Raw genomic sequence first — 13,435 nt, 5'->3', positions numbered from 1 at the left:
GACAGAACCACGGCCTGGCCGGAAACTCGATAATCGTTGCAAACAAAATAACGTTCAGGGGAATGAAATGCAGAATTCCGAGCCGGTGTGGGATTATGTCGATGAACACAGCGCGGATCTGATCGGTCTTGCCGATCGGGTCTGGGGCATGCCGGAAACGCTTTATGCGGAATACCGCTCCTGCGCCGAACACACGGCGATGCTGCGTGACAAGGGTTTCAGGGTGACGGAAGAGGTCGCCGGTATTCCGACCGCCGTGATGGGCGAAGCGGGTGAGGGCGGTCCCGTCATCGCCATTCTCGGCGAATATGACGCGCTCCCGGGGCTGAGTCAGGAAGCCAATATTGCCGAGCCCAAACCGCTGGAAGCCAATGGTCCCGGCCATGGCTGCGGTCACAATCTTCTGGGCAGTGCGGCGCTGCTGGCCGCCTGCGCGCTGAAGGACTGGCTGGCGGCAACCGGCACACCCGGCCGCGTGCGCTATTACGGCTGCCCGGCGGAAGAAGGCGGCGCTGCCAAGGCCTTCATGGTGCGCGACGGCGCATTTGACGATGTCGATGCCGCGATCACCTGGCACCCCGCCGCCATGACCGGCGTTGCCAAGGCGCAGAGCCTTGCCAATACCCGCATGGATTTCGAATTCACCGGCCGCTCCAGCCACGCTGCCGCCGCCCCGCATCTTGGCCGTTCCGCGCTCGATGCCGCCGAACTGATGAATGTCGGCGTGCAGTATCTGCGCGAACATGTCCCGCAGGAAAGCCGTATTCACTATGCCTATCTGAACGCCGGAGGCACCGCCCCGAACGTAGTTCAGGGCAAGGCGAAGACCCGTTATGCCATTCGTTCGACCACGCTTTCCGGCATGTTCGATCTCAATGCGCGGGTCGAAAAGATCGCCCGCGGTGCGGCTATGATGACCGAGACGAGCGTCGATATCTCGATCATGTCCGCCGTTTCCAACATGCTGGGCAATAAGCCGCTCGACGAGGCAATGCAAAAGGCGTTCGAGGCGCTGGGCGGCATCGCCTTCGACGAGGCGGACCGAACGTTTGCCGCTGAAATCCAGAAGACGCTGACGCCGGCCGACATTGCCGCGGCCTATCGCTCCGTCGGGCTTGAGCCGCGCGAAGGCGAGCCGCTGTGCGATTATGTTCTGCCGCTCGAACTTGAAGGCGAGAAGATGATGGGCTCGACCGATGTTGCCGACGTTTCCTGGGCCGTGCCCACGGTTCAGGCGCATGCGGCGACCCACGCCATCGGCACGCCGGGGCACAGCTGGCAGATCGTCGCGCAGGGCAAGGCGCCGGCCGCCCACAAGGCCATGACCTATGTCAGCAAGGTGATGGCAGCAACCGGCCGCATGCTCATGGAAGATGAAACGCTCATGGCGCGGGTGAAGAAGGCGCATGCCGAAAATCTCGCCCGCGAGCCTTATGTCTGCCCGATTCCGGCAGATGTGAAACCGCCGCTCCAGCCGCGGCCTGCTGCCGCTGCCGAGTGACAGTCACACCCGGCCTTTCGAGCGCCGGGGTGCGGAGAATATCCGGACCGACAAAAGGGCAAAAAGCCACGGTCCGGCAAACTGAAAACGGGAACAGTAAGGATATCAGCCAAATGAACGGAATTCCGCGACTTCTCACAGCCGCTTTGCTCGCCGGCGGCAGCGCTCTGCCGGCACTGGCGGCCACGCCTGACGACGCACTCGTCATGGCATGGAATATCGACGCCATCTCGACATTCGACCCGGCGCAGGTCGGCGAGGTCGTCACCAACGAATTGCTGCAGAACACATGCGATGCTCTGGTCAGCTTCAAACCGGAAGCCGAGGCCGAGGTCATCCCCGCTCTGGCCGAAAGCTGGACGGTCTCCGAGGATGGCAAGACCATCACCTTCAACCTGCATCAGGACGCCGTCTTCCCCTCCGGTAACCCGGTGACGGCGGAAGATTTCGTCTGGTCGCTGAAACGGGCGATTTCACTTGGCTACGGCAATGCGGCGGCACTGACGGATTACGGGTTTTCCGTCGACAACATGGATGAGCGCATCACCGCGCCGGACGACTATACGCTGGTGCTCAAATTCGGAGATGTCTATCCGTCCTCGCTGCTGATGCAGGCCATTGCTGCCAATCGCGTATCGATCGCGCTCGACAAAGAGCTGATCATGCAGAACGAGCAGGATGGCGATTTCGGCAATGCCTATCTGAAGGACAAGACCGCCTGCGCCGGTCCCTATCATCTGGCCAGCTGGAATCAGGGGCAGGGCGTGCTTCTGGAAGCCAATGACAATTACTACGGCGAAAAGCCGGGTCTGTCGCGGGTGATGATCCGCCATGTTGCCGAAACCGGAACGCAGCGCCTGATGGTTGAAAAAGGCGATGTCGATATCGCCCGCGACCTGACGCCGGAAGACCTGCGCGAACTGGAAGCCATGGACGGCATCCATGTCACTTCGGCGCTGAAGCCGCAGCTGATCTTCTGGACCTTCAACACCGCCGACGAGATTTTCAGCCATCAGAAGGTGCGGCTGGCGATGAAATATCTCATCGATTATGACGCGCTCGGCGATACGGTGATGCAGTATCTCGGCAAGCCGTGGAACAGTTTCGCCCAGTCCGGCGCGTTTGGCGCGCTGCCGGAAGACGAGGCCCGTCCGTTCCACCTCGATCTGGACAAGGCCAAGGAACTCATCACCGAAGCCGGGTATCCGGATGGTTTCGAGGCGACGATCCTTGTCGGCTCGCTGCCCTGGTCGGCGCCGCTTGGCCAGCATGTTCAGCAGAACGCCGCCCAGATCGGCGTCAAACTCAATATCGAGCAGATGGCCAATGCACAGTTCTTTGCGCGGGTGCGTGGCCGCGAATACCAGTCCGGGATCAAGGCCTGGCAGACCGGTGTTCCCGATGCCCATGGCAATGCCTCGCGTCTGGTCATGAACCCGGACAATTCCTTTGAGGCGCAGCTGACGCAGTATCCGGCATGGCGCGCCTCCTATCAGGACCCGGAATATAACGCGATCGTGGAAGCGGCCGCCGTCGAGACGGACCCGGAAAAGCGCAAGGCCATGTATGCCGACCTCCAGAAGCGCTGGATGGAAACCGGTGAAATGGCGATCATGTTCCAGACCTATTTCGTGGCCGCTGCGCGCGACACGCTGAAGAACTGGACCTGGAACGGTTTCCAAGTCTACTACGACATGGCGAGTAAATAATGGCTGACGCCGGAACGCTTGATAAAAGCGCGTCCGCAGGCGCGCGCGGCAGGTCCCTTCGCCTGCCGCGCATCTTCGGCGGCGCAAAATTTCTTCTGTCGTTTGCGGCAACGCTGATCGGCCTTGCCGCCCTGACCTTCATCATCGGGCGGTTGCTGCCGATCGATCCGGTTCTGGCGATCCTCGGCGACAATGCCACGCAGGAAGCCTATGATGCGCTGTATCAGAAACTGGGGCTGGACCAGCCTCTTCTCGTGCAGTTCGCGCATTATCTCTGGGATGTTGCCCGGTTCGACTTCGGCAATTCGCTGATCTCGGGGCGGCCGGTATCGGACGAGATCGCCCGGGTTTTTCCGGCCACCATGGAACTGGCGACGCTGGCAATGCTGATCGGCACGGTGATCGGCGTTCCGCTGGGCGTGATTGCTGCCGTCTATCGCAATTCGATCGTCGATCACGTCGCGCGCATCCTCTCGCTGCTCGGCTATTCGGCGCCGAATTTCTGGCTGGGCCTGATGGGTCTGGTTCTGCTCTATGCCCAGCTTGGCTGGGTCAACGGGCCGGGGCGGATCGATTTCACCTGGGAATTCGAGCTTCATCAGGTCACCGGTTTCTTTCTGGTCGACGCCGCGCTCCAGCATAATTGGGGGCTTTTCAAGAACGTGTTCGGTCACATCATCCTGCCGGCCTCGATCCTGGCGCTGAGCGCGCTCGCCTATATCAGCCGGATGACGCGCTCGTTCATGATCGACCAGCTCGAGCAGGAATATGTCATCAGCGCCCGTGCCAAGGGGCTTGGCCTGTGGCGCATCGTGTGGACCCATGTGTTTCGCAATGTCGCCGTGCAGGTCATCACCGTCATCGCGCTGTCCTATGCCTATCTGCTGGAAGGGGCGGTGCTGACGGAAACGGTGTTCGCCTGGCCCGGTTTCGGTCGCTTCATGACCAATTCGCTGCTGTCGGGCGACATGAATGCCGTGGTCGGCTGCACGCTGGTCATCGGCGTCATCTTCGTCGTGCTCAACCTGATCTGCGATCTTCTCTATCGCGTCATCGATCCCAGAACCCGCTGAGAAGGAAAAGGATATGAGTGACACCACCACCCATCCGGCCAAGGCGCCGTCCTTCCGCGAGTGGCTGACGGCCGAAAACCCGGTTTCGCCGGCGCAGGCACGCGCCCAGCAGGTGTGGCTCGGCTGGCGCAAGCTGCGCCGCAACGGCTCGGCCCTTCTTGGTTTCGCCCTGCTGGCGATCATCGTTTTCGCCGCTGTCTTCGCGCCGCTTCTCGCCACGCAGGACATTTTTACCCAGGACCTTGCAAACCGCCTGCAGGGGCCATCGCTTCAGCACTGGTTCGGCACGGATGAACTCGGGCGCGATATCTATTCGCGGCTTCTGTTCGGCGCTCGCATCACCCTTTACATCGCCTGCCTGACGGCGGTGATCGCAGCCCCCGTCGGCCTGATCGTCGGCACGGTTTCCGGCTATTTCGGCGGCTGGGTCGATATCGTGCTGATGCGGATCACCGAAATATTTCTCGCCTTTCCGTCGCTGGTTCTGGCGCTCGCCTTCGTCGCAGCCCTCGGGCCGGGCATCAACAATGCCATCATCGCCATTTCGCTGGCGTCCTGGCCGCCGATTGCCCGTCTGGCGCGGGCCGAAACCATGGTCATCCGCCGGTCGGACTATATTTCCGCCGTCCGGCTGCAGGGTGCGTCCAACACAAGGCTGATCGTCAGCCATGTCATGCCGATGTGCATTCCCTCGGTCATAGCCCGGATCACCCTCAACATGGCCTCGATCATCCTGTCGGCGGCGGGGCTCGGCTTTCTCGGCCTCGGCGCGCAGCCGCCATCGCCGGAATGGGGCGCGATGCTGTCGGCGGCCCGGCAGTTCATCCTGACAAGCCCGCATGTCGCGGCCTTTCCCGGCATCGCCATTCTGGTGACCTCGATTGCGTTCAATCTCGTCGGCGACGGTCTGCGTGACGTTCTCGACCCAAGGCATGAATAGGAGCGCGGCATGACTGACGATCCGATTCTGAGCATCCGCAAGCTCAACATCCACTTCCACGGCGAAAACCGCACCACCCACGCCGTCCGCAATGTCTCCTTCGATCTTGGCGTCGAAAAGCTCGGCATTGTCGGGGAAAGCGGCTCCGGCAAGAGCCAGACCGGCCGCTCGATCATGCGGCTGTCGCCGCCCACCGCAAGGGTGACGGCCGAACGGATGGTGTTCAACGGCGAAAATATTCTTTCCCTGTCGGAACGGCGCATGCGGCGCATCCGCGGGCGCGAAATCGCGATGATCCTGCAGGACCCGAAATATTCGCTCAATCCGCTGATGACGGTGGGAAAGCAGATTTCGGAAGCCTACCGCGTCCACCACCGGGCAAGCCGCACCGAGGCCCGCCGCCGCGCGCTTGAAATGCTCGAAAGCGTTCATATCCGCGATCCGGAGCGGGTTTTCGACCTGCTGCCGCATGAAGTCTCCGGCGGCATGGGCCAGCGCATCATGATCGCCATGATGCTGATCCCCGAGCCCGAGCTGATCATCGCCGACGAACCGACCTCCGCACTCGACGTGACCGTGCGCCGGCAGGTTCTGTCGGTTCTGCAGGAACTTGTGGACCGCGCCGGCGCCAGCCTGATCTTCATCTCCCACGACCTCAACCTTGTGGCGGATTTCTGCGACCGGGTTCTGGTCATGTATGGCGGGCGTGTGATGGAAGACCTTGCCGCCCGCGATCTCGGCCGGGCGCAACACCCCTATACGCGCGGCCTGCTGGACAGTCTGCCGCGGCTGGACAGTCCGCGCGCCGAACTGGCCGTGCCTGTGCGTGACCCCGCCTGGCTGGACGACACCGAAGTGGAGCCGGCATGATGGCGGAAAACATTCTCGAAACGCTCGGCCTGACGGTTCGCTTTGGCTACGACGCTGCGACCATTACCGTGGCCGACGACATTTCCTTCGAAATTCCGCGTGGCAGCGCCTTTGGCCTGATCGGGGAGTCAGGTTGCGGAAAATCGACCGTGCTGCGTGCGATTTCCGGCCTCAACAGCGATTATGAAGGCTCGATCCTGCTGAACGGCAAGGAGTTGCAGAACAAGCGTCGCGGCGACTTTTTCCGCCGGGTTCAGATGGTGTTTCAGGACCCCTATGCCTCGCTGCATCCGCGCAAGATGGTGCAGAGTGTGCTGGCGGAGCCGATCAAAATCATGAAGCTCGGCAAGTCGCAGCAATGGATCGATGAGGTCCTGCAGTCCGTCGGGCTTAATTCCAGTTTCCGGTTCCGCTATCCGCACGAATTATCCGGCGGGCAGCGCCAGCGCGTGGCGATTGCGCGCGCGCTGATCTGCGAGCCGGAGCTTCTGCTGCTGGATGAACCGACGTCTGCGCTCGATGTCTCCGTGCAGGCGGAAATTCTCAACCTCCTGAACCGCCTGCGCCGCGAGCGGGGCCTGAGCTATCTGATGGTCAGCCACGACATCGCCGTCATCGCCCATATGTGCGACCGCATCGCGATGATGCAGGGCGGCCGCATCCTCGAACAGCTGACGCCCGATCAGCTTCGCGCGGGCAATGTCCGCGAGACCTATACCCGCAACTTTCTTGCCGCCTCGGCGCCGGCCGTGGCGCGCAGCTGAACTCCGGAAAAACGCATGGAAACCATCCTTGAACAGATCGCCGCCCGCGCGGCAGGCGGCGTCGCCGTCACCACCGAAAACCGTGTCGCCGCGCGCAATGCCATAGCCGATACGCTGGCCTGCATGGTTGCCGGGCAGGGCGACATGGCCGTTCTTGCCGCCCGCAGCGCATTGCTGAGGACGGGACACGAGGGGGGGGCAACGCTGGTCGGCGGCGGCTCTGCCGATCCGGCGCAGGCCGCTATGATCAACGGTATCGCCGCACACGCGCTCGATTTTGACGACAATTTCGGGCCGGGCATGAGCCATGCCTCGGCCGTGCTCGTGCCTGCGCTTCTGGCGCTGGGCGAGACGCTGGATGTCTCCGGTGCTGCCTTTATCGACGCCTATCTGACAGGCCTTGAGGCACAGGCGCTGGTCGGCTCGGGCGTGCGGCCGGAACATTATGCGGCGGGCTGGCATGCGACCTCGACCGTCGGTGCAATCGGCACTGCCGCCGGATGTGCGGCTCTTCTGGGGCTTGATCATGCCGGCGTTGTGCAGGCCATGTCGCTTGCCGTCAGTTCGGCGGCCGGCATGAAGGGCCAGTTCGGCACGCCGGCCAAACCGTTTCACGCCGGCATGGCCGCGCGCAACGCTGTCGAGGCGGCGCTTCTGGCCCGCAGCGGTCTTTACGGGCGGGCCGATATTCTCGAACGCGCGCAGGGGTTCGGTGCGCTGATGGGCGGCGGTGCGGCGGCCGCGTGGACAATGCCGGAAGCCGCCACGCCCCATGTGATCGAAACCGACGGGCTGATGCCGAAAATTCATCCCTGCTGCGGCTCGACCCACAATTCGGCCGACATGATTGTCGCCCTGCGCCGCGAACACGGCTTTACCGCCGACGACGTGGACAGCATCGTGCTCACCGTCGGCCGCGCCAATTTCCGCAATCTCGCCTATTCCGAACCGCTGACGGCGATGGAAGGGCGGTTTTCGATGCAGTATTGCGTGGCGCTGGCGCTGTTCGAGGACGAATTATCGCTTGCCGACTTTACCGATGCCGCCGTCATGCGACCGCATCTGCGCGCGCTTTTTTCGAAGATCACGATGGAGGTCATGCCGCCGGAACAGGAGCAGGGCAGCACACGGCCGCCGCATCAGGCACGGGTGCAGCTGAAAGATGGCCGAGTGCTGACAGCCTCGCTTGCGCATGCGCGCGGCACGCTGATGGACCCGCTTTCCGAAGAGGCCCGGCAGTTCAAGCTCCGCGACTGTTTCGCCGCCGCCGGGCTGCCGTTCGACGCCGCCATGCAGGCAACGCTTGATGACATCGACGGCCTTGCCGCGCTGAAACCGCTGGCGAAGCTTGTCGCCCGGAAACCGGGGCGCTCCGAAGCCGCATGAAACCTTCATGTCGGATACAGGCGACGCCCTGCTCAGGCGTAAGACTGGGCGTAACGCTGCGGGAAGGGCGTCACCACGGAACGCGCTTCTTCCTGCGTCGCCTGCCAGACCTTTTCGGCAAGAGGCCGGTGTTTCGCAGATGTTTTCCGGTAGAGGGAAATATCGGCGAAGATCGTCCAGTTGTCCTTTCCGGCGACAACCAGACGCCCCTCCTCGAGATCGCGATGCGCAAGGCTTTCCGGGATCCAGGCAACGCCCGTGCCGACCAGCGCCAGCGAGTGCAAACCGACGCTCATGGCATTGACCGCGACGACATTGAGCGGCAGGGGATGTTCGCGCAGCACCGGGGCGAGAACCTGACCGAAGAAACTCTGCGTTCCGTAGCTCAGATAGCGGATGATGCCGTCGGTCTCGAGCGAATGCAGCGGTTTCCCGTCGGAATCGGGCGCGCTGACCGGCAGAATGCGTTCGCGCCCGAGCGTGATCGATTCCAGTTCCGAGGCTTCAAAGCCCATGCTGACCGAGGGGTGAACATAGGTCAGCAGAAAGTCGCTTTCATCATTGCGAAACTGGCGCACGGTCTCGCTGTAGGCGGTGTTGGCCGGGCAGGGATATTCCTCAAACGAACCGATGCGCGTTTCCACCGCCTTGTGCCAAATCGGAATACAGGTCACACGCAGCGTATGCATGGCGAGGACGCGAATCTTTTCATCCCGGTCGAGGCCGGAACTGCGAATTCCAGCCCGCAGCCCGTTGATCTGCCGCACCAGTTCACGCGCCTGCGGCAGCATGATCCGGCCTTCCGCCGTCAGCGAAACCGGATAGCTCGACCGGTCGACCAGCGCCGCGCCGACCCAGTGTTCCAGCATCCTGATCCGCTTCGACAGGGTCGATTGCGTGACATGGCGCAGCTCGGCGGCGCGCGAAAAATTGCTGACTTCGCTCAGGCAGACAAAATCTTCCAGAAGTCTCAGTTCCATGGCGGGCAGCTCGTATCCAGGACGGTTGAATATCGACTTTCGATCAGACTGCCGAAGACCGCGCGAGTCAAGTTTTTGATGAATTTTACGTCAACTTTGTGCGTTGCAATTTTTTTGCGCAATTTTTCGAGGCGCTCGCTGGTGAATGCCGCCGCAAAATCCCTCTCTCTCCTCCAACGACAGGTGTTTGAACGCCTGTATCCCAGCAGAAATGCCCTTTGCAGGGCGAAGGAACCGTAAACCCATGACAGAAATCGAAACCATTCTCGCGTCGCAACAATTCAAGGCCGCTGCAGCCGTGCTGAAGGCGGATCATGACCGTTTCGTCGAAGACATCATAACGCTGACGGAAATCCCTTCGCCGCCCTTTGGCGAAGAGAAACGTGCCTTAGCTTACGAGGCGATGTTCAACGCGCTCGGGTTGGAAGATGTCGGCCGCGACGGGATCGGCAATGTCACCGGCCTCAGGCGCGGGCGCGGCAATGGCGGGCTGACGGTCGTGGCCGCGCATCTCGATACGGTTTTCCCGGAAGGCACCGATTGCACGGTGCGGCGCGAGGGCACGAAACTGTTTGCGCCGGGTGTCGGAGACGACACGCGCGGGCTGGCCGTGCTGCTTGCCTTCATCCGTGCGCTCGATGCCGCGAACATCGAGACGGAAAGCGATCTTCTGTTCGTCGGCGATGTCGGTGAGGAAGGCAAGGGCGACCTGCGCGGTGTCCGCCACCTGTTTACGGAAAACGCCTATCGCGACCGGATCACCGCGTTTTTCACCATGGACGGCATCAGCCTTGACCGACTGGTAACCGGCGCCGTCGGCTCCCGCCGCTATCATATCAGCTTTACCGGGCCGGGCGGCCATTCGCTGGCGGCGTTCGGCACGGTCAATCCGGCCCATGCCCTGGCGCATGTGGTCACCGGCCTGTCGCGGACGGAGGTTCCCGAAAATCCGCGCACCACCTATTGCGCCTCGGTTCTCGGCGGAGGAACCTCGATCAACGCCATTCCCAACGCAGTCTGGCTTGAAGTCGATCTGCGCTCCGAAGACGCCGGCGCGCTGGAAGACCTCGACGCGACCCTGCACCGGCTGATCGCCGAAGCCGTTGCGGCGGAAAACGAGCGTGGCGATACCGAAACGGGCGTCATCGCGGCAAAGGCCGAGCTGATCGGCAACCGTCCCGCCGGGCGCACGGACGAAGACAGCCGGATCGTGACGGCGACGACGGCGGCCCTTCAGGCTTTCGGCTTCAAGGCGGAGCCGGAATTCAGCTCGACCGACGCCAATATCGCCATGAGCCTCGGCATTCCCGCCGTTTGCGTGGGTACCGGTGGCGATGGCGGCCGGGCGCATTCCCTCGAAGAGTGGATCGATGTCGAGCCGGAAAATTCGGTCCGGGGCCTGACCGCCGGACTGGCGGCAATCCTTGGCACGGCAGGGCTGTGGAATAGCTGAACCCGCTGCCCCCTATCAGCAATCCGGCGGCAGGATGGTTCCCGCCGTCGGATTTTGTCGTTTTCCTGGGGGCGAAAAGGTCAGCCCGCTGCGGCCACCAGCACAGCCTTCAGGAAACGGCCGAATTCATGCTTGGAAATCGCGCGACCCTTCTTGTCGGTATCGACGCGGTGAATGATGACCATGTCCAGCGCCGGCACCACCATGCAATAATGCCCGCCGGCCCCCTGAGCGGCATAGGAGCCTGTGGGTGTGCGGACGCCGGGGGCGAAAACGCCGTCGCGCTCCAGCCACCAGCAATAGCCGTAAGCGCCTCTTGCGCCGGCGTGGGAATAGGGCATGACGTTTTCCTCGGCCCAGCCATCGGGCAGAACCATCTTCCCCGACCATGAGCCGTTCTGCAGGAAAAGCTGGCCGAACCGCGCAAGGTCGCGACTGGAAAGGCGGAACGGATAGGCCTCGTGCCGCGAGACTTCGAACGTTTCCGTCCACGCGTCCGGCCTGTCGCCATCGAGCGAAAAGTCCTCCATGCCCAGCGGCGCTGCGATGCGCTGTGCAAAGGCTTCTGCCACGCTGAGACCGGTCTGCTGAACGAAGATGGAGCCGAGGGCATTGAAGTCCCAGTTATTGTAGCACCAGAAGGTGCCGGGCGCGTGGGAATGGCGCTTTTCCTTGATCATCTTCATCCATTCGGTTTCATAACCGGCCGGATGGTAGATGCCCGAACGCGCCGTCAGGAGGTCATAGACCGTGGCATTGCGCTCAACCGGGCTCAAGGGATCGAGATCGTCGATGCCGAGCTGTTCCAGCGTTGCCGACGGGTCGATGCGTCCGGCTTCGACATCCTCGCCGATCAACGCCGCAAGAAAGCTCTTGCGCATCGAATGGCACAGATATTTGTGTTCGATATCACCATGGGTGAAGACGATCCGTCCGCCCTGGGCGATCAGCACGCAATCGGTGTTCTGGCGGCCGATGACGGCTTCGAGTGCTGCGACGGCCTTCTCATTCCATCCCGCCGCTGTCGGCGTTTCGTAACGGTCCCAATGCGCTGCGGGATTGGCATTGATGCTGCCCACCTTGTCTACCTTTCTGAATTGTTTCATGGATTTCCCGGCGCCTGAACGCCGGGAAAGAGAGGGAGGCACTTATTTCGTGGCCTTGCCGTAGTAGATACGGAAGCCGTTCCACGTCCAGTCATGCAGCGTTTCGCGCTTGGCCGCGCTGTTCATCGTCTGCATGACATAGGCCATCGGCCCCTGCTGCATGATGTCTTCCTGAAGCGCGTGGTACATCTCTGCGCGCTTTTGCGGGTCTTTCTCGAAAAGGGCAGCCTGAACGCGCGCGTTCATCTCCTCATCGAAATAGCCGGAGCGCCATGCCGGATACTGGGTCAGCTTGGCATCGAAACTGTTGTCGGGATTGTAGACGAAACGCGATGCCATGCCGTTGGCATCGGGAACATTGGTCTTGAAACCAAGCAGGGCAGCCTGAAAATCCCGGCCACGGTTTCGGGAATAGAGCTGGGCATTGGACATGCGTTCGATATTGAAGGTGATGCCGGCCTGGCTGGCGGCCTGCTGAATCTGCTGGGCAATCGGCGTCCCATAGGGATGCGAGCCGACGAGAAGCGTGACCTCGAAACCATCGGGATAACCGGCTTCGGCCAGAAGTGCCTTCGCCTTGTCGATATCGAGCGAAAAGGGCTCGCCCGCCGCTTCGTCGAGAGCGCCGAAGGAGCCGAGCGGCACAAATGATGCGCGGGCAACGCCAACGCCGTCAATGACGGTTTTGGACAAGCCCTGATAGTCGATCAGGTAGCGCATGGCGAGGCGCACCTTCGGATCGTCAAACGGCTTTTCCTGGGCGTTCATGCCCATATAGAACATCGAGGGGATCAGCGTGCGGACAACTTCGACACCCTCGGCATCCGGCAGTTCGGCAAGATCCTCGGGCGCCAGATTGCGGGCGATGTCGATATCGCCCTTTTCCAGCAACAGGCGCTGCGTGCCGGTTTCGACAACATGGCGGATCATGACGCGACTGAGATTGGGCTTCGGTCCGTTGTAGTTTTCGTTTGCTTCCAGAATGACGGCCTCGCCCGGGTTCCAGCGCGCCAGATGATAGGGGCCGACGCAGGCCGTCCTGTCCTGAAGATAGGCATTGCCGAGGTCGCCATCCTTCTCGTTGGCCTCGACTTCGGCGCGGTTGAGCATGACGGAAACGCGGTTGGCCGCGACGGAAGCGAGAACCAGATTGAGCGGATAAGGCTTGTCGAGCTTCATCACGATCGTGCTGTCGTCCGGCGCGGTGATGAGATCGTCAATCGTTTCCTTGGTGAAGCCGTATTCCGTCAGGGAAGCGGAGTTTCCGAAGCCGAGATTGACGACGCGTTTCATCGACCACAGCAGGTCATCGGCCGTTCCGGGCGTTCCGTCGGGAAAGACGATATCGTCCTTCAGGTGAAAGGTGATCTGCAGGCCATCGTCGGAAACATCCCAGCTTTCGGCAAGTGCGGGAACGAAGCTGGCCTCGTCTTCGGGGTCGTAGTTCACCAGCGCGTCACAGGTGTTCATCACGATCTCATCGGTGACGACTTCCGCGATCTGGGCCGGATCGAAGCTTGAAATGGCATCGATGTTGTAGGCCATGACCAGTGCATCCTGTGGCGTTGCCGCCAGCGCCGGCGTCATCGCGGCGGGCAGCGTCAGGGCCGTCAGGCATAAAAGGGATGTTTTCATGAACTTCATGGAGCGCTC

11 protein-coding genes are annotated in these 13,435 nt (G+C 61.9%); 8 read left to right on the top strand and 3 right to left on the bottom strand.

Translation table 11 applies throughout. The annotated features are described in order from the left end of the window. Window positions 1–67: 67 nt before the first annotated feature. The 7 genes from ACHZCU_RS02375 to ACHZCU_RS02345 all read left to right on the top strand — a co-directional run bounded on the left by ACHZCU_RS02375 (window position 68) and on the right by ACHZCU_RS02345 (window position 8,243). Entirely contained in the window at window positions 68–1,501 is a 1,434-nt protein-coding gene (locus tag ACHZCU_RS02375) for a M20 family metallopeptidase (protein ID WP_319517485.1), read from the top strand. 113 nt (window positions 1,502–1,614) lie between these two features. Then, complete coding sequence (locus ACHZCU_RS02370) at window positions 1,615–3,210, top strand: ABC transporter substrate-binding protein (protein ID WP_319517484.1); 1,596 nt, start codon at window positions 1,615–1,617, stop codon at window positions 3,208–3,210. Further along, window positions 3,210–4,283, top strand: coding sequence for an ABC transporter permease (locus tag ACHZCU_RS02365; RefSeq protein ID WP_319517483.1), 1,074 nt, complete (start codon window positions 3,210–3,212; stop codon window positions 4,281–4,283). The genes ACHZCU_RS02370 and ACHZCU_RS02365 overlap by 1 nt, the downstream gene beginning before the upstream one ends. Before the next feature lie 13 nt (window positions 4,284–4,296). Then, a complete protein-coding gene (locus ACHZCU_RS02360) occupies window positions 4,297–5,223 on the top strand; it encodes an ABC transporter permease (protein WP_106310575.1) in 927 nt (308 codons plus the stop codon). 9 nt (window positions 5,224–5,232) lie between these two features. Beyond that, window positions 5,233–6,093 (top strand): ABC transporter ATP-binding protein, encoded by an 861-nt coding sequence (locus ACHZCU_RS02355; protein ID WP_319517482.1) that lies wholly within the window; start codon window positions 5,233–5,235, stop codon window positions 6,091–6,093. After that, a complete protein-coding gene (locus ACHZCU_RS02350) occupies window positions 6,093–6,857 on the top strand; it encodes an ABC transporter ATP-binding protein (protein ID WP_319517481.1) in 765 nt (254 codons plus the stop codon). Before ACHZCU_RS02355 ends, ACHZCU_RS02350 begins: the two co-directional genes overlap by 1 nt. Before the next feature lie 15 nt (window positions 6,858–6,872). Next, the gene (locus ACHZCU_RS02345; RefSeq protein WP_319517480.1) at window positions 6,873–8,243 is read left to right on the top strand and encodes an MmgE/PrpD family protein; all 1,371 of its coding nucleotides are present in this window, start codon (window positions 6,873–6,875) and stop codon (window positions 8,241–8,243) included. 32 nt (window positions 8,244–8,275) lie between these two features. Here ACHZCU_RS02345 and ACHZCU_RS02340 read toward each other — a convergent pair whose 3' ends face one another. Next, window positions 8,276–9,223, bottom strand: a complete 948-nt coding sequence (locus ACHZCU_RS02340) for a LysR family transcriptional regulator (RefSeq protein WP_106310587.1) — start codon at window positions 9,221–9,223, stop codon at window positions 8,276–8,278. A gap of 244 nt (window positions 9,224–9,467) precedes the next feature. Here ACHZCU_RS02340 and ACHZCU_RS02335 point away from each other — a divergent pair, with 244 nt between their 5' ends. Continuing rightward, window positions 9,468–10,676, top strand: a complete 1,209-nt coding sequence (locus tag ACHZCU_RS02335; RefSeq protein ID WP_319517479.1) for a M20/M25/M40 family metallo-hydrolase — start codon at window positions 9,468–9,470, stop codon at window positions 10,674–10,676. 80 nt (window positions 10,677–10,756) lie between these two features. On the opposite strand, the gene ACHZCU_RS02330 is transcribed toward ACHZCU_RS02335, so the two are convergent. Both ACHZCU_RS02330 and ACHZCU_RS02325 read right to left on the bottom strand, forming a co-directional pair. After that, window positions 10,757–11,782: a serine hydrolase domain-containing protein gene (locus tag ACHZCU_RS02330; RefSeq protein WP_319517478.1), complete on the bottom strand. Its 1,026-nt coding sequence runs from the start codon at window positions 11,780–11,782 to the stop codon at window positions 10,757–10,759. Window positions 11,783–11,824: 42 nt separating this feature from the next. Beyond that, window positions 11,825–13,426 carry an ABC transporter substrate-binding protein gene (locus tag ACHZCU_RS02325; RefSeq protein WP_319517477.1) on the bottom strand — a complete coding sequence of 534 codons (1,602 nt, stop codon included), beginning with the start codon at window positions 13,424–13,426 and terminating at the stop codon, window positions 11,825–11,827. Between the last annotated feature and the right edge of the window lie 9 nt (window positions 13,427–13,435).

Origin of the sequence: uncultured Martelella sp., assembly GCF_963677965.2 — a bacterium.
Classification (GTDB): domain Bacteria; phylum Pseudomonadota; class Alphaproteobacteria; order Rhizobiales; family Rhizobiaceae; genus Martelella; species Martelella mangrovi.
The sequence above is the reverse complement of the archived record's forward strand: the minus strand, read 5'-3'. Positions and strand labels throughout refer to the sequence as shown.